The sequence below is a fragment of the Ascidiimonas meishanensis genome (assembly GCF_037782385.1).
GTDB classification, from domain to species: Bacteria; Bacteroidota; Bacteroidia; order Flavobacteriales; family Flavobacteriaceae; genus Ascidiimonas; species Ascidiimonas meishanensis.
In genome coordinates, this window is sequence record NZ_JBBEXD010000004.1 from 98,063 (window position 1) to 122,441 (window position 24,379).

Sequence of the window (24,379 nt, forward strand, 5' to 3'; positions counted from 1 at the left end):
TTTGCAGGTCTTTTTAAATTTTACATCTTATTTATGATTTACGCAACTTCTCCACTTTGGATTTCACTTCTTCCAAAGAAGCTCCTTCAACTGTTTGCGTTTCAATAGTAGTTTTACCATTAATGGTAGTTTCAGAGGTTACCACACCCTTAACCGTTCCATCTTCATTAGTGATAATCTCTACTTTCATTTCGTTTTGAGCACTGTATGCTGTATCATTTTTGGTCTCAACTGTAATCATAACCTCTTGATTATCTATATGCTCAGCATTGGCAGTTTCTGTATGACCTCCCAAAATAGGGGCGATAACAAGACCAATTAAACATGTCAATTTAATAAGAATGTTCATTGAAGGTCCTGAAGTATCTTTAAAAGGGTCACCAACAGTATCTCCTGTAACCGCTGCCTTATGGGCATCGGAGCCTTTATACGTCATCACTCCATCAATTTCAACACCTGCTTCAAATGATTTCTTAGCATTATCCCATGCACCACCAGCATTGTTTTGAAAAATAGCCCAAACAACACCAGATACTGCAACGCCTGCCATATAAGAACCTAAAGCTTCGGCTCCCATTACAAATCCTATTATAATAGGGGTTATAATTGTTAATAATCCTGGAAGTAACATTTCTTTTAATGCTGCTTTGGTAGAAATCTCAACACATTTAGCATAATCAGGTTTTCCGGTACCTTCAAGAATACCAGGAATCTCTTTAAATTGCCTTCTTACTTCCTGTACCATTTCCATAGCAGCTTTCCCTACACTTTGCATTGCTAATGCAGAAAAAACTACGGGTATCATACCACCTATAAACAAAGCTGCAAGTACGTCTGCTTTAAAAATATTAATTCCGTCAATACCCGTAAAGGTTACATAAGCCGCAAAAAGAGCCAATGCTGTTAACGCAGCAGAAGCAATTGCAAAACCTTTACCAACTGCCGCTGTAGTATTCCCTACAGAATCTAAAATATCTGTTCTACCTCTTACCTCGTCTGGAAGTTCACTCATTTCTGCAACTCCACCCGCATTATCTGCTATAGGCCCAAAAGCATCAATTGCTAATTGCATCGCAGTAGTCGCCATCATAGCTGACGCAGCAATTGCAACACCATAAAAACCAGCAAGTGAATAGGAGCCCCAGATAGCAGCTGCAAATAACAATACAGATGAAAATGTAGAGATCATACCTGTTGCTAATCCTGCAATAATGTTAGTAGCAGCTCCAGTAGATGAATTCTTAACGATATTTAGAACTGGTTTTTTTCCTAATCCTGTGTAATATTCTGTAAATGCAGAAATAAGAGCTCCTACTGTAAGTCCAATAAGTGTCGCATAGAATACATTTATATTTGCAATTTCTTTAACTCCTTCTCCAAAAAATTTCATAGAAATTGTTTCAGGCAACATCCATTGAATAAGAAAATAAACTGCTATAGCTGTTAAAATAATAGAAGACCAGTTACCTTTATTTAGAGCAGCTTGAACTTGCGCTTCTTTGGCATCATTACTCTTTATTCGGATTAAAAAAGTTCCAATAATTGAAGCAATAATACCAACTCCTGCAATTACAATTGGGAGTAAAATTGGTCCTAAACCTTCAAAAGCATCAGAAAACGGAGCTCCTGCAGCCTCAGACATATCTTTAATAATATAATTCCCTAATACCATAGAGGCAAGCACAGTAGCTACATAAGACCCAAAAAGGTCTGCTCCCATTCCTGCTACATCACCAACATTATCTCCTACATTATCTGCTATGGTTGCAGGGTTACGAGGGTCATCTTCTGGTATTCCCGCTTCTACTTTACCTACTAAGTCAGCACCTACATCGGCCGCTTTCGTATAAATCCCACCCCCAACACGGGCAAACAATGCGATAGATTCAGCTCCTAAAGAAAAACCAGCAAGTGCTTCTAAAACTATAGTCATTTCATTGTAGAAAGAATCCGCACCTACTAGAAACATTTTTATGAAAATAAGAAAGAAAAGGCTTAATCCTAAAACGGCGAGACTTGCAACACCCAGCCCCATAACTGTACCTCCAGAGAAAGATACTTTCAAGGCCTGCGGCAAGCTGGTTCTTGCAGCTTGTGTAGTTCTAACATTTGATTCTGTTGCTATTCGCATTCCAATATTACCTGCTAATGCAGAAAAGAACGCTCCAAAAACAAAAGCAACAATAATTAACCAGTGTGTAGTAGGCACAAAATATGAAATAGCGCCTAAAGCTAATGCTGCGATTACAACAAATACAAGAAGTAGCCTGTATTCTGCATTCAAAAAAGCTAATGCTCCTTCTTTAATACTTTTTGAAATACTTTGCATTTTTTCATTACCGGGATCCTGCTTTTTAACCCATGAGGATTTTATCATCATAAATACCAGTCCTAAAATTGCCATTACAATTGGCAAATAAATAGTGTTTGATTCCATTCTTTCTATAGTCTATAATTTAGCGGTGCAAAAGTATAAAAAGAATGCTATAAACAAAAGGTATACAGAGGTTTTGTTAAAAAAAGAATCCGAAGGCTCCTGTAACGCTAAAACGCCTAGCATCTGGCAAATCAAGGTAGTTACCTCTAAAGTTAAAATCTATTCTAAAGACTTTAAAAATATTTCCAACTCCAAAAGAATACTCCCAATATATTTTATCATTCGGTGCCCGTAAAACGATATTAGAAGGTGCATTTAATGCAATATTTTCATTAGAAAGCTCTCCCCAAACACCTCTTACACCTACAATTTCGCGAAGATTTAAGTCTCTTATTCCCGGGATACGAGAAAAAATACGACCTCCAAAATTATGTTCTAAATGAACAGACGTGTACGTGTCTGTAACAAACTCGTAAAAGTCTAAATTTGGAAAGGTATTGAAAATAGAAAAGTAAGTTTGGTTTCCAGGAACAACACTAAGTAAACTTAGTGGCACGTCTCCAAATGTTTTACCCGCCTCAACGGTTGTTAATAATCTTCCAAAACCTCCAATTTGTGTAGGTTTTCTAAAAAATAACTGAATTTTTCTGTATTCAAAGTCACTTTCAAGTACACCTGTCATTCCCAAAGTATAGTTTAAAAACAGTCTTGAATAATCATCATTTACGTCCCGTCTTTCCACCCCATACCCAATTGTTCGGCGTTTGGGAGTAATTTCTAAGGACGCATTCATTTCAAATTGTTTCACTTGCGAGGAAATACCGCTTGGATCATTAGCATCTATGTAATCTAAACTAAACTCTTCCGGAATGGCAGATCTTAAAGTTTTATAAGTTCCTCCTGTTTTAAAAATTACGTTCTTAATAGGTTCAAACTCAAAAGCTGCTGTAGTGAGATTAATATTTGTTAACGTATTATTTACCCCCGCGGTGAAGATAGCAGAGGAAGCAAAACTTCTACCTAAAACATCTGTAGTAGAGGTTAGACTTACTCCAATCTGTTCTACATCTCGTCTATTCCCAGCTGAAATGATAATTCTGTTTTTTCTGTCTAGCAACCATTTACCAGAAATACCATATTTAAATTTCTGATCTTTGAATCCATAGGCCGTATAACCTTCCAAACGCCATCTGTCATTCTGCCCAAAATAGGTTCTACCTCCTACTCTCAACCTTAAGCCTTCTACCACGTTGGCGCCAAAAGTTGAAAAAACAGGGCCGTAATCCAAATTCCATTTATCTATTTCCCAATAACCAGAAGCTAACACCGTTCCTATATTAAAAAGTCTTTTAAATTTAGGAACGTTTTTAAGAGTATCAATTAACTTGTAGACACTTTTCTCATCTTTATTTAGTTTTTCCAGACGATTCGTTTCCCAGAAGGCATCATCTCTATTATAAACCTGATCATTATATGGGTTTATTTTTTTATCGTAGAAGGAAGAAGGTTTTTCAATATCAAAAACATAATTATCGTAAACGGTAGTTCTTTTTCCATAAATACCTTTAGCTTCTTCCTTTTTGCGAAGTGCAAAATCACTCAACATATAATCTCTTTTCAGCAAAAACACCGAATCGTTTACCACATCAAATTCTTGCTCTATATAGATTTCTTTTACCCAGTTAATATTTGCACTTTTAGTTACCGCCATTCGTATTCTTTTTATGGCATATGTACTATCACTAACCCAAAAATTTCCTTTAAAAGTCAATTCATTGGATCTTCTGGGATAGAAAATAACATTAAAGCATTGTTTATCATCAATGGTAGCTGTATCAGTAAGCACATAATTATACACATCTATTCCAGTTCTGGAGAGCGGACTCGTAAAACTTTTATCAAAGAATTTTAAATAGTTATTGTAGATATCATAATCTGCATATAAATCTTGAACAAAAGCAATAATGCTTTGATTATTACTAAAACCAGAATTTTTATTTCCTGTAAGCGTTTCTTTTTGTTTATTGATTTTATTATCACCCCATACTTTATAGAAAGCCTCATTGATGAAAATAGGCAAATAGGTTTTACCTGTAATTCTTGAGGTGTCTACTTCATCAAAAACAAACTCCAACCCTTTAAATAGTTTGCTTTTGATCATCGCACTATCTATCGTATTTAAATCGAACTCAACTTTCTCATATTTATCATATGCATATTGATCCATCATTTTTAGGCCGTTTACTCTTTTCCGCGCCCATATTTTACGCAGTAAATCAATTGCCGGGTTGTTTTTTTTAGATATTTTGCCAGAATAAACTACTACCTCATCTAGTTGCTCACCTTCCGCAAGTACAATATTCATATCGTAGGTTACACTATTAGCAAGCTCAATCTCTTGGGTTGCATATCCTATGAAAGACACTATTAGAGTTTGATAATTCTTATTAGATTCCATATAAAATCTTCCGTTATCATTTGATATTGTCCCTTCTGATGAGTCTTTAAAAATTACATTGGCAAATGGAACCGGATCTCCATTTTCATCAACCACAATACCACTCACTTTAGTTTGAGAATACAGGTTCCCACAGAAAAACAAAACAAAAAATATCCCTAAAACCTTTTTCATAATCAAAAAATAAAAAAACTTCACCAACAAACGTGCCAGTGAAGTCTTTTTAACGTTATATTTTATTAATTATTTATACAATACCTTTTTTACTGCTTTTACTACATCTTGAGAATTTGGCAACCATTCTTCCAATAAGACAGGAGAATAGGGTGCGGGGGTATCTGCGGTATTAATTTTTATAATAGGCGCATCTAAATAATCAAAAGCTTGCGATTGCACCTGATAAGTGATTTCTGTAGCAACATTACCAAATGGCCAAGCTTCCTCAAGAATTACAAGACGATTGGTTTTTTTAACCGATTTCAAAATAGCGTCATGATCCATAGGGCGTACGGTACGTAAATCTATGATTTCACAACTTATCCCCTCTTTTTGTAATTCGTCTGCTGCCTTATACGCTTCCTTAATAATTTTTCCAAAAGAAACAATAGTGACGTCTTTACCTTCTCTTTTAATCTCAGCAACTCCTATTGGAATCATATATTCTCCTTCAGGTACTTCACCTTTATCCCCATACATTTGTTCTGATTCCATAAAAATAACAGGATCATCATCTCTAATGGCACTTTTAAGAAGTCCTTTTGCATCGTTAGGATTAGAAGGAACGACTACCTTAAGTCCAGGGCAATTGGCATACCAACTTTCAAAAGCTTGTGAGTGCGTAGCGGCTAATTGACCCGCAGAAGCCGTAGGTCCGCGAAAAACAATTGGAATATTAAACTGTCCACCACTCATATGACGCATCTTTGCCGCATTATTTATGATCTGATCAATTCCTACAAGTGCAAAGTTAAAGGTCATAAATTCTATGATAGGGCGATTCCCATTCATGGCAGAACCTACTCCAATACCCGAAAAGCCTAATTCCGAAATAGGCGTATCAATTACTCGATCTGCGCCAAATTCATCTAGCATTCCTTTTGAAGCCTTATAAGCACCATTATATTCTGCCACCTCTTCACCCATTAAGTAAATGGTTTCATCTCGGCGCATTTCTTCACTCATTGCTTCAGCAATTGCTTCTCTGAACTGTATCGTTTTCATGTATTGTTTATTTGAATCATCTTCTTTAAAAATGGAAAAGCAAAAATAGTAATAATTGAAAAACTATTATTCAGTAAATTTAATAAAATTTACTATGCATGCATAGTATATTTGAGAAAATATCAGTATCTTCGCACTCGACATTTTAAATCTTAAAATTCGCTATTAAATGAAAATATTAGTATGTATTAGTCACGTTCCAGATACAACATCTAAGATTAATTTCACCGATGGGGACACCAAATTTGACACCAATGGTGTACAATATGTTATCAATCCTAATGACGAGTTTGGATTGACACGCGCTATGTGGTTTAAAGAAAAGCAAGGAGCTACCGTAACAGTAGTTAGTGTTGGAGGTGCAGAAACAGAGCCAACGCTTAGAAAAGCGCTTGCAATTGGAGCTGATGAAGCAATTCGTGTAAACGCAGAGGCAACAGATGGGTTTTTTGTTGCCAATCAATTAGCTAAAGTAGTCGAAGAAGGTAATTACGATCTTATTATTGCAGGAAGAGAATCTATTGATTATAATGGAGGTATGGTGCCAGGTATGTTGGCTACCTTAATTGATGCAAATTTTGTAAATACATGTATTAGTCTTGAGATTGATGGAAATGACGCCACTGCTATTCGTGAAATAGATGGTGGTAAAGAAACCGTTGTTACCCAATTACCTTTAGTAATCGGCGGTCAAAAAGGTTTAGTGGAAGAAAGCGACTTAAGAATTCCTAATATGCGTGGTATAATGATGGCTCGTAAAAAATCACTTAGTGTAATTGAACCAGCTGTGGCCGATGAACAAACTAAAATTAGCAAGTTCGAGAAACCAGCCCCAAAAGGTGCCGTTAAATTAGTTTCATCAGATAATATTGATGAACTAATTAATCTTCTACATACGGAAGCTAAAGTAATTTAATTTATAATTTAAAATCTGATTATGTCTGTTCTTATATATACCGAGTCTGAAAACGGAAAATTAAAAAAAATAGCTTTTGAGTTGGCATCCTATGCTAAAGAGCTCGCTACTCAAATGAACACCACAGTTACTGCATTAACCATAAATGCAAACGAAAGCTCAGAATTAGCTACTTATGGTGTTGATAAAGTTCTTACGGTTACTAATGATCAACTTAATGAATTTAACGCTAAGGCCTATGCATCTGTTTTAGCAGAAGCGGCAGCAAAAGAAAACTCTAAGGCAGTAATTTTAAGCTCAAGTGCTAATAGCAAATTTTTAGCACCCATTCTTGCTATTCATCTAAAAGCTGGCTACGTGCCAAATGTAGTGGCACTTCCAGAAAATCTTAGTCCTTTTACTGTGAAACGCACTGCTTTTACCAATAAAGCATTTGGTGTAACGCAAATCACTACCGATATAAAACTTATTGGACTTTCAAAGAATTCATTCGGAATTAAAGAAAATAGCGGTTCAGCAACAGAAGAATCATTTACTCCTGCGATTGATGATGCTCTTTTCTCAGTGAAAACAAAATCAGTAGATCAAGCTTCTGATAAAGTAACCATTGCAGATGCAGAGATCGTAGTATCTGGAGGACGCGGATTAAAAGGGCCTGAAAATTGGGGACTTATTGAAAATCTCGCGGAAGTTTTAGGTGCTGCAACTGCATGTTCAAAGCCAGTTTCAGATCTTGGCTGGAGACCTCATAGTGAACATGTAGGGCAAACAGGGAAGCCCGTTGCATCAAATCTTTACATTGCTGTAGGTATTTCTGGTGCTATTCAACACCTTGCAGGTATTAACTCTTCTAAAGTTAAGGTAGTAATTAATACTGATCCTGATGCACCCTTCTTTAAGGCTGCTGACTATGGTATTGTTGGAGACGCCTTTGAAGTAGTGCCTCAACTAACAGAAAAATTAAAAGAATTTAAAGCTCAAAACGCATAATTTTTGCTAAATTGTGCCCCGATAAGGGCTGCCTGAATCAAAGTAGAAAAACCTTAATTCAGACAGCCCTTTGATTTTTAAAAAAAATAATGAGTCTAGTTCGATTAAACATAAAAGGAATATCTTACAGCCAGACACAAAATGGTGCGTATGCACTCATACTAAATGAAGTTGATGGTGAGCGAAAACTACCTATTGTAATTGGGGCTTTTGAAGCCCAGTCTATTGCAATTGCCCTTGAAAAGGAAATAAAACCTCCTAGGCCACTTACGCACGATCTCTTTAAGAATTTTGCAGATAGGTTTGATATTGTTGTTAAACAGGTAATCATTCACAAATTAGTGGATGGTGTTTTTTATTCAAGCATCATATGTGAGCGTGATAAGATTGAAGAAATTATTGATGCCAGAACATCAGATGCTATTGCATTGGCATTGCGCTTTAATGCACCCATTTTTACCTATAAAACCATTCTAGACAAAGCAGGAATCTATCTTAAGTTTTCTCAAAAAGAAGAAGATGAAACAGAAGAAAAAAATGAAAGTATTTTGGTTGATGAGATTTTATCAGGTGGTGGTAAAGAAACTCCCGGAGTGCCTGATGAAAGTTATAAATCTCATTCTCTTCAAGAATTATACTCTTTGCTAGATGCAGCTGTGAATAACGAAGATTATGAAAAGGCTGCAAAAATTAGGGACGAGATCTCCAAAAGAGAGAAGTAACCGCTTTTATTTTATGAAAAAACACTTCTTTTATTTTTTTTTATTTCTTCTTTTTGCTTTTAGTAGTAATTCTCAGGATATAGAAAAAAAATGGCGTTTTGAGAAAATTTCAAAAGAAAATAGCAAAAGTATTGTTCCCATTTCATCTACCGATTATCTTGAATTAAAAGATGGTGGTTTTTATTATAAACTAGACGGCAAAGATAGTCTTGAAGCATCTGGTAATTATATCTACCAAAATAATCAACTGGTATTTTATTATCAAAAACCCAAAGATACTGTACGATTTTATAAAATCACGGAACTATCAGACTCTACCTTTATATTTAAAGAAAATAACATATTCTATGCTTTTAAATCTAAGGTTAAAAACCAATCTCCTATTTCCGCAGAAGATAGGGAAGAAATAGAAATAATTGCTAGTCAAGGTATGTCAACAATGGGAATTTTAAGAGGAATCTTAGGAATGTTCTCCTTGTTAATAATCGCATTTTTATTTAGCAGCAACCGCAAGGCAATTAATTGGAAAACAGTAGCCGTCGGATTGTCTTTTCAACTGTTAATTGCCATAGGCGTCTTAAAGATTTCATTTATTCAAAAAGCTTTTGAAGGTATTGGAAAATTATTTGTAAGTATTCTTGATTTCACAAGAGCAGGAAGTAAATTTCTATTTGAAGGCCTTGTTGTAGATATGGATACCTTTGGTTTTATCTTTGCCTTTCAGGTACTCCCTACAATTATCTTTTTTTCGGCATTGACCTCATTGTTGTTCTATCTTGGAATTATTCAAAGAGCTGTGAAGGCACTTGCATGGCTACTCACTAAATTATTAAAGATTTCTGGTGCAGAAAGCTTGAGTGTTGCTGGAAATATTTTTTTAGGTCAGACAGAAGCTCCGTTGCTTATTAAAGCATATCTTGAGAAAATGAATCGCTCCGAAATGTTATTAGTTATGGTGGGCGGTATGTCTACTGTTGCCGGAGCTGTGTTAGCAGCCTATATAGGATTTTTAGGAGGCGATGACCCGGTATTAAGATTGCAGTTTGCAAAACACCTGCTGGCAGCATCGGTAATGGCAGCTCCTGGAGCTGTTGTAATTTCAAAAATGTTATATCCTCAAACCGAAGAGATCAATACAGATGTACATGTTTCTCAGGAAAAAATAGGCTCCAATATTTTAGATGCAATTGCTAATGGCACCACCGAAGGTTTACGCTTAGCAGTAAATGTAGGAGCAATGCTTTTAGTTTTTGTTGCGTTTATTGCAATGGTTAACGGTATTTTAGGATGGGTAGGTGATATTACTAGTTTTAATGATTGGATTGCCGAAAACACAGTGTACAAAAGTTTATCTTTAGAACTTATCTTAGGGTATATCTTTGCTCCTCTCATGTGGTTAATTGGTGTAGCAAAAGAAGATATCGCATTAATGGGACAACTTTTAGGAATTAAATTAGCGGCTAGTGAATTTATTGGATATATTCAGTTAGCTGAACTTAAAGACCCTGTAAGTACCTTGCGCCTTACCTATGAAAAATCCATAATTATGGCCACCTATATGCTTTGCGGCTTTGCCAACTTTGCATCTATCGGTATTCAAATTGGAGGCATTGGATCTTTAGCTCCAGGCCAGCGTAAAACACTTTCTGAATTTGGTATTAAAGCCGTAATTGGAGGTACACTTGCTTCACTTTTATCAGCTACCCTGGCAGGAATGATTATTGGGTAATTACGTTAATAACCTCTTGATAAAAATAAAGGCACTCTACCTAAATAGAAATTCGTTTTTCGTTACTTTTATCCACATAAAAAATTTACCGATTTATGAAGCAGTACCATGATTTACTGAACCATGTTCTAGCGCATGGCAATGAAAAAGGAGATCGAACAGGAACAGGAACACTTAGTGTATTTGGATATCAAATGCGATTTGATCTATCTCAAGGATTTCCAATGGTTACTACCAAAAAACTTCATTTAAAATCAATCATTCACGAATTGCTTTGGTTCCTTAAAGGAGACACTAACATTGCCTATTTAAAAGAAAATGGTGTACGTATTTGGAATGAGTGGGCAAACTCCAATGGCGATCTTGGTCCGGTTTACGGACATCAATGGAGAAATTGGAATGATGATGACATTGACCAGATTAAAGAAGTGATTACTATTCTTAAACACAATCCTAACAGCAGAAGAATGCTTGTAACCGCCTGGAATCCAAGCGTACTCCCAGACACAACTCTTTCTTTTGAAGAAAATGTACAAAACGGCAAAGCCGCTTTACCTCCATGCCATGCGTTTTTTCAATTTTATGTAGCTGATGGAAAACTGTCTTGTCAACTGTATCAGCGAAGCGCAGATATATTTTTAGGAGTACCTTTTAATATTGCTTCTTATGCTTTATTTACTATGATGATTGCACAAGTATGTGGTTATCAACCAGGAGATTTTATACACACCTTTGGAGATGCTCATATTTATAAAAACCACATGGAGCAAGTGAAATTACAACTTTCAAGAGATCCAAGACCACTCCCAAAAATGCATCTCAATCCTGATGTAAAAGATATATTCAATTTTTCATTTGAAGATTTTGAATTGGTAGACTATAATCCACATCCGCATATTAAAGGTGCGGTTGCCATTTAGTTTTTTAACAAGCTATTTATGTACCAGTACTCTTTATTAAAAATCAGACACCACCTAACACCTATTAGATATAAAAAGGTACTACTTGTTTCCGGAATCCTTTTTTTTACCTTAATATCTCAGGCTCAAAATACAAATTTTGAACACCAAGACCTCAAAGCGCAGTATAAACTTGACAGCCTTAGAAGACAAAATATCAAAATGTCTTTGCTGTCCTTTCTAAAAGACATCCCTAAAGATAGTATGACACCTTACACCACCAGAGGTTTTTTTCAGGCCGCGGTTACACTAGAAATCTTTGAAAAACCATTAAGTGATGAAAATTTATTTATAATAGAAACAGCCTCTTATCATATTTGTAAACGTTTTAAAGAAGTATTTCTATCTCAGGAAAACAAAGATCTCTTTACAACAAAAATAACCAGCAAAAAAATCCTTGGCCCTTATATCTATACTTTTTTAATAGAAGAAAATGGAAATATCTCAGAAACAAGTAAAGAACAACTAAAGGACGTTGAAGGATTAATCACATATACTGATTTAATAACTGCTCCTGTTTTTCCTGGTTGTGAAAATCTTAAGGAAAAAGAATTAAGAAATTGTTTCGAGCAACAGCTTCAAGGACATATAGCAAATAACTTTCGTTATCCTAAGGAAGCATTGGGAAATGGATATCAAGGTAATGCTATCGTAAGTTTCACTATCTCACAGGATGGAACATTGATCAATGTGCGCTCAAAAGCTAAGCATCCTGAATTTGCTGATGAGGCTGAGCGTATTATAAAATTACTTCCAAAATTTAAGCCTGGTATATATAAAGAGCTTAAAGTGGATACTTCTTTTTCTATTCCGTTTCGGTTTCGTTTAAATTAGTTCTAATCCGGTCCTGTCTTTGGTGTAATATCCATGTAAAGTATACATTTTGCTATTGTCAAAAAGGACCACTCTGCGTCTCTTTTGATAAAACGGGCTAATCCAAATAACACTTACCCTTGATTCTTCAAAATACACACTACAGATCTTTGTTATGAGCGCTTTCAAATCATCTCCTAGAAAATCTATAAGCGGCGCTCCATCTCATTACCTTCAAGACAAGAAATCATTTGTTGGATGTCCATATTCAGTTATTGACAGGTCATTACAAAAAAGACCGTAGCATCTTCCTATGTAAATGGGATATTTGGTTTTTGCACAGCTAACCTAAAAAGGCAATGGCTCACAAAGCAAACAATTATGCTTGGCCAAAATTCATCCTAGAAAAAATGAAACTAGCAACAAATTATTAAAAGCGGATAGATTTTTTTTCCTGAAGATATTTCATTTATTCACCGTGTAAAAATCCTACAATAACTAATGTGTTATCGTATTAGCATTTTTTTGATTGTGAAGTACTTCTAGATTTCTCATCACCATGTTTTAAAGGTCTTTTTACCTAAGCTACATAGAAAAATAGTATCTTTAAAGCAAAATCAAATTTCTTCAAATGATAGTAACCAGTAACTCACTGGCATTTTTCACAGAAACTCGAAAAGTAACAGAGCAACTATGTAAACCGCTTGAGACGGAGGATTATGTGGTACAACCTGCAGTAGATGTTTCACCCCCTAAATGGCACCTAGGTCATACCACTTGGTTTTTTGAAGAGTTTGTACTACAGAAATTCTCAAAAAACTATATTAGATTTGACTCAGATTTCGCTTTTGTTTTTAATAGTTATTATGAAACTATAGGGAAAAGGGTAGTACGCGCAAATCGAGGAAATCTTTCCCGACCATCTGTATCAAAAGTATATGAGTACCGAGCTTATGTAGACAAAGCAATGGCTAATTTGCTTTCAGAAGAAGTTTCAGATGCACTTTTTGAAATTCTGGAGGTTGGCATTCATCATGAAAAACAGCACCAGGAACTTTTACTTACCGATATTAAATATATATTAGGCAATAACCCCTTGCTTCCGGTTTATAATCCTCATTTTCTTGAACATATAGAAATTACTCAAGAAAGGAAATGGATTTCTTTTGAGGCAGATCTTTATGACATTGGATATCAAGGTTCAGCGTTTTGCTATGACAATGAATTGGGCACACATAAGGTCTATTTACAAGACTTTCAAATATCTAATACACTTGTTTCCAATGAAGAATATATGGAGTTCATTGAAGACAAAGGGTATCAACGTTTTCAATTCTGGCATGCTGAAGGCTGGGATTGGATAAACACAAACCATATTAAAGCTCCTTTATATTGGCATCAAATTGAAGGCACACCATATCATTATACCTTTAATGGCTTACAGAAAATAAACATGCGAACTCCTATTACACATATTTCGTATTACGAGGCCTATGCATTCGCACAGTGGAAAGGTCTCCGGCTTCCTACAGAATTTGAATGGGAAGTTGCCCAAAACAACTTTGATTGGGGTAAACGTTGGGAGTGGACAGAAAGTGCTTATCTCCCTTATCCTGGTTATAAAAAAGCTGATGGGGCCTTAGGAGAGTACAATGGAAAATTTATGGTAAATCAAAAAGTACTAAGAGGTGGTTCTGTGGCTACTTCAAAAAATCACACCAGACCTACATACCGAAATTTCTTTCATCCGAATTTACAATGGCAATTCACCGGATTAAGGTTAGCAAAATAATCACGACTTATAGTAGATGAAAACAGAAACTAAGATTACATTTCAAGATAATTTTGAAGAAGAGGTCTATAATGGACTCACTACATCTCCAAAATTTCTTTCGTCCAAATATTTTTATGATAAGAAAGGCGACAAGCTTTTTCAGGACATCATGAAACTACCAGAATATTATCTTACCAATTGTGAGATGAATATTATAGAAAGGTTTAAAAGTATCATTTCAGAATATTTTAATGATGATAATGGTTTTGACCTTATTGAACTTGGCGCAGGAGACGGTAAGAAGACAAAAATCTTACTCCGAGAAATGATTGCAAAATCATTTGATTTTAATTTTATGCCTATTGATATAAGTCAGAATGTATTAGAAGAACTCAACAAATCCCTTAGAAAAGAAATTCCAGGTATAAAAGTAACACCTCAACAAGGCACTTACTTTGAGGTATTAGACAAATTAGCTACCTATAACAAAAGAAAAAAAGTAATCATGGTGCTAGGTTCTAATATTGGCAACCTATTGCATCCTGACGCTATAAAATTCTTGAAACAAATTCAGGAAGGCATGTCTAAAAAAGACCTTTTATTTATGGGTTTTGATCAAAAAAAGAATCCTCAAACTATTTTAGATGCTTATAATGACACCACCGGAGTGACCGCGGCATTTAATAAAAATGTCTTAGTTAGAATTAATACTGAAATGGATGCAAACTTTGAAGTGGATAAATTTCTACATTGGGAAGTATACGATCCAGAAAGTGGTACCGCAAAAAGTTATCTGGTATCAAAAGAAGCTCAAAATGTAACCATAAGAAGTCTAAATCTAACTATTTGTTTTGATCCATGGGAGACTATTCATACGGAGATTTCCCAGAAGTATGATGACAAAGTGGTTCACTGGCTGGCTACTGAGTCTGGGCTTAAAGTTGATCATTCTTTTACAGATGAAAAAAAATATTATAAAAATTATATTTTCTCAAAAAAATAATTAAATCTCATTACATAAAACTCACATTTATGAAAGCATTATGGAACGGTGAAGTAATTGCCGAAAGTACAGAAACTGTAATTATTGAAAATAACCATTACTTTCCACCAGAAGCCATTAGGCAAGACTTTTTCAAACCTAGTAATACACATAGTAACTGCCCATGGAAAGGAACTGCTTCTTATTATACACTAGAGGTAAATGGAAAAGAAAATAAAGATGCCGCTTGGTACTATCCAGAAGTAAGCGAACTAGCAAAAAGTATTAAAGGATATGTTGCCTTTTGGAAAGGGGTAACAATTTCTGAATAAAAAAAAGCCTACTGAAAATACATACAAACAATGGTATTTTCAGCAGGCAATTTTATGTTAACCAACAATTAATTTAAATACTTATACGACTACGACTGCATTTTCTGCACCTGCATAATCATTCCATTGGAAACGATCTGCAGATTCTTCGTTTACGTAAGCTCCGTCAATTATATATCGAAACTCATAAGCATTATCTTTTTCAAGGTTAAAAGTGCCCTTGAAACTTCCGTTTTTAAGTTTTTTAAGCATGCTCCCTTTAGGGTTCCACTCGTTGAAATCTCCTACAACAGCCACGTTATCAGCATCAGCTGCAGGTACTGTAAATGTAACTTTACAAATAGGCTTACTTTTTAAATATTGCTTTGATATTGCCATAATAATCAATAATTAGTGTAGTTGTTTTACGGAACAAAAAAAAACATAAATACGCTCATATACAACAACTTACCAAAGAATTACAATTTTGACAAAATAATGTTTATAAAATAGTAGCATTGATAAAATTCGCAAGACTAAAATACCAAATCAACAAGTGTTTAACTACTTTCTTAGATTCAACAAGAATGTATTGAGGTCTTTTTCAGTGTTATAAAAATGAAAACTTACTCGAATTCCGCTACCGCGTTGTGCACAAAGAATATATTTTGATTGTAACTTAGAAAATAATTTAGAATCTCCGCGTATATTGAAGATGGATGAATGGTCTTTTCGTTTCACAACAGCTTCTTCTAACAATTCTAGTTCTATTAGCTTTTCTTTAGCTTTATCACTAAGCAGTTTGATTTGTGAGGTAATAGATTTCATTCCAATAGATTGTAAAAACTGAATGGAAAACAACAAACTACCAAAACTTTTGGTATCCAGGTGCCCCGGTTCAAAATGATTCATTAAATGCATCTGATGGATAGAAAATTGACCTGAGGATGTTTGTTTAGTAAAGTGATTTGCAAAAACTTCTGGTATGCTATTTTTTTTAAATAACATGAAACCATTGCCATAGCCAGAAAGTAGCCACTTATATGCACTTGCGAGCAGAATATCAATTCCTGAATTCTCAAAATCAAACTCTGATGTTCCACAAAACTGAGTACCATCTGCAATAATTAATAGATTTGGATGCTCTATTTTTAATTGCTTTAAAAAAGGGAAGTCTATTTTAATTCCATTAATGTATTGAACAATGCTGAACACAAATATATCTGGCTGATATGTAGAAACGGCTTCTCCTATATTTTCTTCCAGATTTTCATCAATCTTTGCATACACTACTTCAAAATCACCTCTTTCAACCGGCTCATTAATAGATGGATAGTCATTCTCTAATAACAACACTTTTTTTCTTACTCCTAAACCCGATAGCAAGGTATTAAACGCATATGAAAAATTTGGTATTAAAGAAACATGACTGGGTTTGCAATTAAAGAAATCCCCAACTCCTTTTCGCACTTTTTCTATAAAAGTATGATGTTGCTCTCTATACAAGCTACCTTTAAAGAGGTAGTCAAAATCCTGTTCTTGGCGCCACTCCACAAGAGAGGTCTGCATTAAGCCTGAATAAGCAGTATTCAAATAAGTATATTGAGATAATACCGGAAACTCTTTCTTAAAATCTCGCATAAAAGATATCAACTAAAAGATGTAATTTTACAAGTCTAAAGGTAAAGATTCTATGTTTTCAAAAAACAAATCGGATGAAATAATTGATAAGGAGCAGCATGAGCTTCTTGAAAATGCTCAAAAACGAATCAGTCAAAAGAAAAAACTGTATATCCATTTTGTAATTTTTTTGGTTGGTAGTGTTTTTTTGATCATTGTTAACAAAGTACTTGGCTATGGAGAAACCTACGATTGGTTTGTTTGGGCAATTACATTTTGGGCGTTTCTGTTTATAATTCACCTAATCAACGTATTTATTACTAACAAATTCATGGGAAAAGAATGGGAAAGAGTACAAAGAGAGAAATTGGTGAAGAAACAAGAGGCAAAAATTTCCAAACTGGAATTAGAAATTGAAAAACAAAGAGCCGAGAAACCTTCAAAAGACACTTTATAAATGATTACACTTATAGCGGCAGCAGCAGAGAATGAAGTATTAGGAAAAGATAATGATCTTGTATGGCATCTTCCAGATGACTTTAAAAGATTTAAAACACTAACCACTGGACACCATATCATCATGGGAAGAAAAACATTTGAAACTTTCCCTAAACCATTACCTAACAGAGTTCATGTTATTATCAGTCGTCAAGTTAACTATCAAACCAATGATGGCATTGTAGTAGATTCAATAGAAAAAGCACTTGAAATAGCAAAAGATGATCCTCAACCATTCATAATAGGCGGAGGAGAAATCTATGCATTAGGATTACCTTATGCCCATAAAATAGAACTTACTCGTGTACATAATGATTTTGAAGGCGATGCTTTTTTTCCTGAAATCGATGAGGAGCTCTGGGATTTGGTAGAAAAATCTTTTCATCCAAAAGATGACCGACATAAACATTCTTTTACCTACCTAACCTATATCCGAAAAAAGTAAAATGTGTTTTTTTGTTAGCCAAGACCTTAAATACAAAAATCTCTCAGTCTATTGATGAAGACATCAAAGAAACCTCTTTACTAACCGGAGGTGACATCAACAAAGTTTACAAAATTCAAACATTTGGAAAAAAAACATATGTCTTAAAGCTAAATGATCATTCAAATAGTCTTAAAATATTTGAATCAGAAAAAGAAGGCTTATTAACATTAGGCAACACTAAAACTTTTAAAACTCCAAAAATAATATCCTTGGGAAGGGATAAAGAAACTTCTTTTTTGCTTATGGAGTATATTGAAGAAGGTACTGAATATCCTAGCCATGATGAAGAATTTGGAAGAAATCTGGCAACACTACATCAAGTAACTCAAAATGCATTCGGATTTAAACAAAACAATTTTATAGGAAACTTACCCCAATACAATGAAGCCAGATTAACTGCTTCCAGTTTTTATATTGAAATGAGATTAGAACCACAATTGAGAATGGCCGCGGAACAAGGTTTTAAACTTAAAGTAGAGAAGCCCTTTAGCAATATATCAGACATAATTCCCAAAGAACCTCCTGCCCTTGTTCATGGAGATTTATGGCAAGGCAACACCATAACTGCAAGTAATGGCTTTATTTATATTATTGATCCAGCGGTTCACTATGGGCACAGGGAAACAGATATTGCAATGATGCTGTTATTTGGCGGTTTCTCTATGCAACTATTTGAAAGTTACCACGAGTTATATCCTTTAACTCATTCCTGGAAAGATCGTTTAGACATATGGCAGTTGTATTACCTTTTAGTGCATTTAAATCTATTTGGTAGTTCTTATTATGCCAGAGTTAAGCAAATTATAGACAAATATAAATAACTAGAAATCTTTAAAGCTCACCTCTATATCCAATTCTACATCTTTCAAAAAACTCTTTAGGACAAACGCATCTTTATTAGTATAGAATACATGCTTTGGAGCAATATTCTTTACGTTTTCCAAGCTAAATTTTTCTAAAATAGTCTTAGTTTGCTTTGCCACAGCGGCACCAGAATCTATAATTTTTATGTGATCTGGCAGTATTTTTTTTAGTACTGGTATCAAATAAGGGTAATGTGTACATCCAAGTACCAGATAATCTATCTTACCATCTATCATAGGTTTCATATATTGTGCTAATAAATTGTGCATTATTTTTGAATGCACCTTCCCTTCCTCTATAAGCGGAACCAAACCATCTCCCACTTTTTCAATTATTTTTACTCCATTAGTGTAACGACTCATGGTTTCGTGAAATAAACTACTGCTTAATGTACCACGTGTAGCTAACACCCCTATAACACCAGCAGAAGATTGCAGTGCAGCAGGTTTAATGGCAGGTTCAATACCAATAAATGGAATTTGATATTTAGTACGAAGAAAATCAATAGCATTGGTAGTTGCCGTATTACAAGCCACCACAATAAGTTTGCAATTATTTGCGAGTAACAACTCAGTGTTTTTAATAGATAAATCTATGATTTCCTTTTTAGAACGGGAGCCATAAGGTGCATTCTTACTATCTGCTAGATAGATAGTAGACTCATAGGGCATTAGTTCCTGTACTTCTTTCCAGATTGAAATGCCCCCAACTCCTGAATCAAAAAAACCAATGGAACCTTCTAATTGCATAAACCAAAAATATAAAAATTATCTATTAGAGACACTTTAAAATTGTAAGATTAAACTTATATAAAAATTAATCTTTATCTTCAATCTCTAATAGTAACACTTAGTATTATGAAAAAAAGAAAACTACAGAATTCCTTAAGATTAAACAAGGAACGAATTTCAACATTAAACTCTACTGGTATTAAAGGAGGGTACCTAACTTATTTTTGCCAAACTAACAATTGCGAAACTGATAATTGTAACACCAATGCTTGCGGGACTACTAATTGTGGAACAGGTAATTGTCCTACAGCAGGTCACCCTTTAAGTGATCCGCTTCATTGCAGAACTTGCATGGTAACTTGCTACCAGTAAAATTCAAAAAACTATTTTTCCTACATTGTAAAAAAAGAGCTATATTCATAGCTCTTTTTATTTATATAAATCACAAAAATAATTTTCTACATATAGTATGAATACCAAAAAAATTCTTGAAGAAAAGTTAAAGGAAATTAGCGTTATTCTTAATAAAGAGGCTGCTAATAATCAACAAATTGGAGTGCTTGCTGGTATCTCTGGAATTGCACTTTTTAATTTTTATTATTCCAAATATCTGGATGTTGACACTTATGCAGACAAGGGTGTAGAATTATTAAACGAGTCTGTAAATAGAATTAATGATGGATATCAGTTTCCTACATACTGCACGGGTATAGCTGGTGCTGCTTGGGTATTTGATCATTTGGCGGAAGAAGATTTTATGGAAGCAGAGAATGATGATTTGCTCTCTGAATTAGATGAGTTTTTGTACGCCGTAATGGAAAACGATATGAAAACTGGAAATTATGATTTCCTGCATGCTGCGGTAGGATATGCCTTTTATTTTATTAAACGATTAAGAAACACCAATAGTGAAGACCTTAAAAAACGTTATGAATCTTATTTGCTCAATATGTTGCAGATGTTGGAAGGTGGCGCTACCAAAGATAAAAACGGACTTAAATGGGAATCTACCTTGGATATTGAAACCGGCTTGCGCGGTTATAATTTAAGTTTATCGCACGGTATGTCAAGTATCATTATATTTTTATCAAAACTCATGCATTATGACGTCTTCAAAGAAAAAGCAAAACCTCTATTAGATAACGCCATATCCTTCATGCTTAGTAAAGAAATAATAGAAGACGATAAGAAAGTATTTTTTCCAAGTTGGGTTATGATGGAGGAAGAGAAAAAAAGAGAAAATGGAAGCAGATTAGCATGGTGCTATGGAGATTTAGGACCAGGATTGGCTCTTTTACATGCTTCTTCTGCAACAGAAGACAAAAAACTTAGAGAAAAAGCACTCCAAATATTGAGATACTCTGCTAAAAGAACCACATCAGAAGATACAGGTGTACGTGATGCTGGAGTTTGCCACGGGTCTTATGGTAATGCACAAATATTCAATAGAATATACAAAGAAACTGGAGAAGTACTATTCAAAAATGCAGCAGCTTTTTGGATTGATCATGGTATAAAAAATGCAATTCATGAAGATGGTTATGCTGGGTATATGCAATGGCGTGGAAAGGATCAAGAATGGCTTCCGGAAACTAATTTGTTGGAAGGAGTTGCGGGTATTGGTTTGGCTATTATTGATCATCTTGCAGAATTTGACACAAAATGGGATGAATGCCTTATGATTAGCTGAAGATAAATTGCAACAATAAATTGACCATATTCAAAAGTGAAATTTTGAATTTCTAAGAAAAAATTCATGAAAAAAAATACGAATCCGTACGAAAGCTTTGATCATTTCGTATTGAGAACACCACTTCTTCCACTCAACTTTTTCCAATCACTAACGGCAGACGATACCGTAAGTCAAGATCAAATTAAAAAAGTTTTTAATGATTCTATTGTTAGAGAAGCTATTTTTTTAGCCTCTCCATCATTGTACTTTGAGGCAGTAAAATGGGCAGAAGATCCTGAAAAAAATGATGAAAAGCTGGCCTATTCTATTCTTAAATATATCTCCAGAATGTCATCCCGTTGTACTCCTTTTGGTCTTTTTGCAGGCTGTGCTTTAGGAAGTTTTATAAAAGATGAAGAAAATAATTGTCATGAGTTGACTCTAAAAGCTCCAAAAGAAAACAAAAGGCATACCAGACTTGACATGAATTATCTTGTTGCCTTGTCTCAAGATCTTATTAAGTCTGAAAACATCAGAAAACAACTACTCTTTTATCCCAATTCTAGTATTTACAGAACTGGAGATCAATTGCGATATGTAGAATATAAGTATATCAACTCAAAACGACATCATCATATTGTGGCTGTTGATCACACTGATTATTTGCAGGTAATTCTAGATAAAAGTAAAAATGGAGCGTATTTACATGAACTGGTTGAGACATTAGTGAATGACGAAATTACTGCAGAAGAAGCAAGTGAGTTTATAAACGAATTAGTACTCAGCCAATTACTGATTAGTGAACTGGAGCCTTCCGTATCAGGCCCTGAATTTCTGCAACAAATATTGAAAGTTTTAAAAAAACTAAAAGGGACAGAAGATATCATAAAATTTTTAGAAAAAGCAGATCAAAAGATTGCCACTATTGATCAGAAAATTGGAAACAAGGCGGAAGCATATCTTGAACTAAGTGAAGATCTTAAAAAATTGCAAACCACTTTTGAACTTAAATTTCTTTTCCAGACCGATATGGAATTGAGTCCCCAAAAAGCGGTACTCAACACAAAAGTTATTGACTCCATAAAAAAAGGAATTTCTTTTTTGAATCAGATAAGCATCCCCTCCAAAGAAACCACATTGTCTAAATTCAAAGATGCTTTTTATGAGCGCTATGAAGAAAGGGAAGTCTTGCTTGCCAATGCTTTAGATATTGAAATAGGTGTTGGCTACAGACAAAATCAGGGAAGTGGTGATGTGAATCCACTTGTAGATGACATTATGATTCCTCCCAGACCTAATGAGAGTGGTGTTAGTGTACAGGAAATTAAATGGAATTCTGTTCAGGCTGTAATTCAAAAAAAGCTTATTCAAGCTTTCCGAGATGATGCCTACATTATTAAATTGACTTCCGAAGATTTTAAGAATTTTACGCAGGGTTGGGACGACCTTCCAGACACCATCTCAACTATGATTGAGATTGTCAATGAAAACGGAGAAGAAAAACTAAAATTCTCAGGAGCTGGAGGATCTAGTGCAGCAAATCTCTTAGGTAGGTTCTGTCATGGAGATGAAGCACTTAATGCATACACACAAAAAATAGTACATACAGAAGCAAAAATTAACAAGGATAAACTACTTGCAGAAATTGTACATCTACCAGAATCAAGAGTAGGTAATATATTAATGAGACCCGCTTTTAGAAAATATGAAATCCCATATCTGGCAAAATCGATTTTAAAAGATGAAAATCAACTTACGCTAGACGATTTAATGATCTCTGTCAAACAAAACAGACACATCTATCTAAGGTCAAAAAAGTATGATAAAGAAGTGATACCTCACCTCACCAATGCCCATAATTTTTCTTTCAATTCGTTACCAATCTATCATTTTTTGTGTGATTTACAAACTCAAAATATCAGATCTGGCATTGGATTTAATGCAGGGCCTTTTGAGGGAGATTACGAATTTGTTCCTCGTTTTGAATTTGAAAATTTAATACTTTCTGATGCCACCTGGAACATTCGCAAAAAAAGTATCGAGCCACTTATAAAGGTTATAAAGGAGGACCTAAAATTAAAAGAACTTATAAAAGAATTTACCTCCTCCAGAAAGATCCCTCAGTATGTGATGCTAGCAGATGGCGATAATGAATTGCTAATAAATTTTGGAAATCTTACCTCAGTAAGAATGTTACTTGATACCGTAAAAAAGAGAGAATCCTTCAAAATAACCGAGTTTTTATTTAATGAAGAGAGTGTTGTAAAAAATGAAAACGATTATTACACCAATCAAATCGTTCTTTCATTCTACAATCAAAACAAACTCAACTCACAAAATACCGAGAATACAAATGGAAAATAATACGCAAAGAAGTTTTATTCTGGGAGACCAATGGCTTTACTACAAAATCTATACAGGCCCCAAGACATCAGATAATGTGCTCACGGAAATCATCAAACCCGTTACAGAAAAACTTATAGAAAACAACACTATTGAATCTTGGTTTTTTATTAGATATGCAGATCCAAAACATCATATTAGAGTTCGTTTTAAATATAATAACCCAAACAATATTGGTAGTATTATTAATGAATTATACCCGGGTCTAAAAACCTATATCGCAGAAGATTTGATATGGAAAATTCAAATTGATACGTATCAACGTGAGTTGGAAAGATATGGCACCAATACAATGGAACTTGCAGAATCTTTATTTTATCTAGACAGCAAGATGATGGTAGATTTTTTGAGTATGATAGAAGGAGATGAAGGTGAAGAAATAAGATGGCTTTTTGGATTAAGAGCAATTGATTCTCTTTTGACTGCATTTGACTACGATGACACTCAAAAACTGGAAATTATGGAGGGTTTAAAAACTGGTTTTGGAAATGAATTCGGAATGTCTAGACCTTTAAAAAAACAATTAGACGATAAATACCGAAGAGAACGCGAAAAGATTGATGATTTTATGGTTTTTACGGCAGTAGAGAATCCTGACTATGAACCCGTTCTGGATGTTCTTCAAGAATCTGCTCAAAATACAGTTTCCATTGCCCAAGAAATACTTAAACACAAAACTCATAACACGCTTGCAATGCCATTAAATAATTTAATGAGTAGTTACATCCATATGTTGATGAACAGGCTTTTTAAATCTAATAATAGAATGCATGAAATGGTTTGTTATGATTTTCTTTATAGATATTATCGCTCTATGAATGCGAGAAAGAAAAAAAGAGTAAAAGTTTAATT

22 protein-coding genes are annotated in these 24,379 nt (G+C 34.5%); 16 read left to right on the forward strand and 6 right to left on the reverse strand.

What is annotated here, in order from left to right; genetic code table 11:
* Positions 1–31 precede the first annotated feature (31 nt).
* The 3 genes from WBG07_RS08105 to WBG07_RS08115 form a co-directional block, all read right to left on the reverse strand.
* Entirely contained in the window at positions 32–2,437 is a 2,406-nt protein-coding gene (locus WBG07_RS08105) for a sodium-translocating pyrophosphatase (RefSeq protein ID WP_340200221.1), read from the reverse strand.
* A gap of 76 nt (positions 2,438–2,513) precedes the next feature.
* Positions 2,514–5,009, reverse strand: coding sequence for a DUF5686 family protein (locus WBG07_RS08110; RefSeq protein WP_340200222.1), 2,496 nt, complete (start codon positions 5,007–5,009; stop codon positions 2,514–2,516).
* A 69-nt stretch (positions 5,010–5,078) separates the two neighbouring features.
* Positions 5,079–6,089 (reverse strand): pyruvate dehydrogenase complex E1 component subunit beta, encoded by a 1,011-nt coding sequence (locus WBG07_RS08115; RefSeq protein WP_340200960.1) that lies wholly within the window; start codon positions 6,087–6,089, stop codon positions 5,079–5,081.
* A 136-nt stretch (positions 6,090–6,225) separates the two neighbouring features.
* On the opposite strand from WBG07_RS08115, the gene WBG07_RS08120 reads away from it, so the two are divergent.
* The 9 genes from WBG07_RS08120 (at position 6,226) to WBG07_RS08160 (ending at position 15,273) form a co-directional block, all read left to right on the forward strand.
* Complete coding sequence (locus WBG07_RS08120) at positions 6,226–6,972, forward strand: electron transfer flavoprotein subunit beta/FixA family protein (RefSeq protein ID WP_340200223.1); 747 nt, start codon at positions 6,226–6,228, stop codon at positions 6,970–6,972.
* Positions 6,973–6,993: 21 nt separating this feature from the next.
* On the forward strand, positions 6,994–7,962 hold the full coding sequence (locus WBG07_RS08125) for an electron transfer flavoprotein subunit alpha/FixB family protein (protein ID WP_340200224.1): 969 nt from the start codon (positions 6,994–6,996) through the stop codon (positions 7,960–7,962).
* Between the two features lie 89 nt (positions 7,963–8,051).
* On the forward strand, positions 8,052–8,684 hold the full coding sequence (locus WBG07_RS08130) for a bifunctional nuclease family protein (protein ID WP_340200226.1): 633 nt from the start codon (positions 8,052–8,054) through the stop codon (positions 8,682–8,684).
* Positions 8,685–8,697: 13 nt separating this feature from the next.
* A complete protein-coding gene (locus tag WBG07_RS08135; RefSeq protein ID WP_340200228.1) occupies positions 8,698–10,413 on the forward strand; it encodes a nucleoside transporter C-terminal domain-containing protein in 1,716 nt (571 codons plus the stop codon).
* 95 nt (positions 10,414–10,508) lie between these two features.
* Positions 10,509–11,333, forward strand: coding sequence for a thymidylate synthase (locus WBG07_RS08140; protein WP_340200230.1), 825 nt, complete (start codon positions 10,509–10,511; stop codon positions 11,331–11,333).
* 18 nt (positions 11,334–11,351) lie between these two features.
* A complete protein-coding gene (locus WBG07_RS08145) occupies positions 11,352–12,206 on the forward strand; it encodes an energy transducer TonB (RefSeq protein ID WP_340200231.1) in 855 nt (284 codons plus the stop codon).
* Positions 12,207–12,816: 610 nt separating this feature from the next.
* A complete protein-coding gene (gene egtB / locus WBG07_RS08150; protein WP_340200233.1) occupies positions 12,817–13,977 on the forward strand; it encodes an ergothioneine biosynthesis protein EgtB in 1,161 nt (386 codons plus the stop codon).
* Between the two features lie 16 nt (positions 13,978–13,993).
* Positions 13,994–14,962, forward strand: a complete 969-nt coding sequence (locus WBG07_RS08155; protein ID WP_340200235.1) for an L-histidine N(alpha)-methyltransferase — start codon at positions 13,994–13,996, stop codon at positions 14,960–14,962.
* A 29-nt stretch (positions 14,963–14,991) separates the two neighbouring features.
* Entirely contained in the window at positions 14,992–15,273 is a 282-nt protein-coding gene (locus WBG07_RS08160; protein WP_340200237.1) for a DUF427 domain-containing protein, read from the forward strand.
* Positions 15,274–15,354: 81 nt separating this feature from the next.
* On the opposite strand, the gene WBG07_RS08165 is transcribed toward WBG07_RS08160, so the two are convergent.
* On the reverse strand, positions 15,355–15,651 hold the full coding sequence (locus WBG07_RS08165; protein WP_340200239.1) for an isoamylase early set domain-containing protein: 297 nt from the start codon (positions 15,649–15,651) through the stop codon (positions 15,355–15,357).
* Positions 15,652–15,816: 165 nt separating this feature from the next.
* Positions 15,817–16,893 (reverse strand): aminotransferase class V-fold PLP-dependent enzyme, encoded by a 1,077-nt coding sequence (locus tag WBG07_RS08170; protein WP_340200241.1) that lies wholly within the window; start codon positions 16,891–16,893, stop codon positions 15,817–15,819.
* A gap of 52 nt (positions 16,894–16,945) precedes the next feature.
* Between WBG07_RS08170 and WBG07_RS08175 the strand changes: the two genes are divergently transcribed.
* Genes WBG07_RS08175 through WBG07_RS08185 form a run of 3 tightly spaced genes read left to right on the forward strand, consistent with a single transcriptional unit; the run spans position 16,946 to position 18,678 of the window.
* A complete protein-coding gene (locus tag WBG07_RS08175) occupies positions 16,946–17,329 on the forward strand; it encodes a 2TM domain-containing protein (RefSeq protein ID WP_340200243.1) in 384 nt (127 codons plus the stop codon).
* The gene (locus WBG07_RS08180) at positions 17,330–17,815 is read left to right on the forward strand and encodes a dihydrofolate reductase (protein ID WP_340200245.1); all 486 of its coding nucleotides are present in this window, start codon (positions 17,330–17,332) and stop codon (positions 17,813–17,815) included. It abuts the gene before it with no gap.
* A gap of 11 nt (positions 17,816–17,826) precedes the next feature.
* The gene (locus WBG07_RS08185; protein WP_340200247.1) at positions 17,827–18,678 is read left to right on the forward strand and encodes a fructosamine kinase family protein; all 852 of its coding nucleotides are present in this window, start codon (positions 17,827–17,829) and stop codon (positions 18,676–18,678) included.
* On the opposite strand, the gene murI is transcribed toward WBG07_RS08185, so the two are convergent.
* On the reverse strand, positions 18,679–19,470 hold the full coding sequence (gene murI / locus WBG07_RS08190) for a glutamate racemase (protein ID WP_340200249.1): 792 nt from the start codon (positions 19,468–19,470) through the stop codon (positions 18,679–18,681).
* Between the two features lie 108 nt (positions 19,471–19,578).
* Between murI and WBG07_RS19460 the strand changes: the two genes are divergently transcribed.
* The 4 genes from WBG07_RS19460 (at position 19,579) to WBG07_RS08205 (ending at position 24,377) form a co-directional block, all read left to right on the forward strand.
* Complete coding sequence (locus WBG07_RS19460; protein ID WP_413788816.1) at positions 19,579–19,824, forward strand: hypothetical protein; 246 nt, start codon at positions 19,579–19,581, stop codon at positions 19,822–19,824.
* 97 nt (positions 19,825–19,921) lie between these two features.
* Positions 19,922–21,142, forward strand: a complete 1,221-nt coding sequence (locus WBG07_RS08195; RefSeq protein WP_340200251.1) for a lanthionine synthetase C family protein — start codon at positions 19,922–19,924, stop codon at positions 21,140–21,142.
* A gap of 66 nt (positions 21,143–21,208) precedes the next feature.
* On the forward strand, positions 21,209–23,488 hold the full coding sequence (locus tag WBG07_RS08200) for a lantibiotic dehydratase family protein (RefSeq protein WP_340200252.1): 2,280 nt from the start codon (positions 21,209–21,211) through the stop codon (positions 23,486–23,488).
* Positions 23,478–24,377, forward strand: a complete 900-nt coding sequence (locus WBG07_RS08205) for a thiopeptide-type bacteriocin biosynthesis protein (protein ID WP_340200253.1) — start codon at positions 23,478–23,480, stop codon at positions 24,375–24,377. The genes WBG07_RS08200 and WBG07_RS08205 overlap by 11 nt, the downstream gene beginning before the upstream one ends.
* Positions 24,378–24,379 lie beyond the last annotated feature (2 nt).

Bases quoted from the DNA above. Each gene is read 5' to 3' on its own strand.
- WBG07_RS08180 (WP_340200245.1), top strand. From the start codon at position 17,330: ATGATTACACTTATAGCGGCAGCAGCAGAGAATGAAGTATTAGGAAAA.
- WBG07_RS19460 (WP_413788816.1), top strand. From the start codon at position 19,579: ATGAAAAAAAGAAAACTACAGAATTCCTTAAGATTAAACAAGGAACGA.
- WBG07_RS08120 (WP_340200223.1), top strand. From the start codon at position 6,226: ATGAAAATATTAGTATGTATTAGTCACGTTCCAGATACAACATCTAAG.
- WBG07_RS08125 (WP_340200224.1), top strand. From the start codon at position 6,994: ATGTCTGTTCTTATATATACCGAGTCTGAAAACGGAAAATTAAAAAAA.
- WBG07_RS08130 (WP_340200226.1), top strand. From the start codon at position 8,052: ATGAGTCTAGTTCGATTAAACATAAAAGGAATATCTTACAGCCAGACA.
- egtB (WP_340200233.1), top strand. From the start codon at position 12,817: ATGATAGTAACCAGTAACTCACTGGCATTTTTCACAGAAACTCGAAAA.
- WBG07_RS08170 (WP_340200241.1), bottom strand. From the start codon at position 16,893: ATGCGAGATTTTAAGAAAGAGTTTCCGGTATTATCTCAATATACTTAT.
- WBG07_RS08145 (WP_340200231.1), top strand. From the start codon at position 11,352: ATGTACCAGTACTCTTTATTAAAAATCAGACACCACCTAACACCTATT.
- WBG07_RS08135 (WP_340200228.1), top strand. From the start codon at position 8,698: ATGAAAAAACACTTCTTTTATTTTTTTTTATTTCTTCTTTTTGCTTTT.
- WBG07_RS08165 (WP_340200239.1), bottom strand. From the start codon at position 15,651: ATGGCAATATCAAAGCAATATTTAAAAAGTAAGCCTATTTGTAAAGTT.
- WBG07_RS08175 (WP_340200243.1), top strand. From the start codon at position 16,946: ATGTTTTCAAAAAACAAATCGGATGAAATAATTGATAAGGAGCAGCAT.
- WBG07_RS08140 (WP_340200230.1), top strand. From the start codon at position 10,509: ATGAAGCAGTACCATGATTTACTGAACCATGTTCTAGCGCATGGCAAT.
- WBG07_RS08155 (WP_340200235.1), top strand. From the start codon at position 13,994: ATGAAAACAGAAACTAAGATTACATTTCAAGATAATTTTGAAGAAGAG.
- WBG07_RS08160 (WP_340200237.1), top strand. From the start codon at position 14,992: ATGAAAGCATTATGGAACGGTGAAGTAATTGCCGAAAGTACAGAAACT.
- WBG07_RS08200 (WP_340200252.1), top strand. From the start codon at position 21,209: ATGAAAAAAAATACGAATCCGTACGAAAGCTTTGATCATTTCGTATTG.
- murI (WP_340200249.1), bottom strand. From the start codon at position 19,470: ATGCAATTAGAAGGTTCCATTGGTTTTTTTGATTCAGGAGTTGGGGGC.
- WBG07_RS08105 (WP_340200221.1), bottom strand. From the start codon at position 2,437: ATGGAATCAAACACTATTTATTTGCCAATTGTAATGGCAATTTTAGGA.
- WBG07_RS08205 (WP_340200253.1), top strand. From the start codon at position 23,478: ATGGAAAATAATACGCAAAGAAGTTTTATTCTGGGAGACCAATGGCTT.
- WBG07_RS08110 (WP_340200222.1), bottom strand. From the start codon at position 5,009: ATGAAAAAGGTTTTAGGGATATTTTTTGTTTTGTTTTTCTGTGGGAAC.
- WBG07_RS08195 (WP_340200251.1), top strand. From the start codon at position 19,922: ATGAATACCAAAAAAATTCTTGAAGAAAAGTTAAAGGAAATTAGCGTT.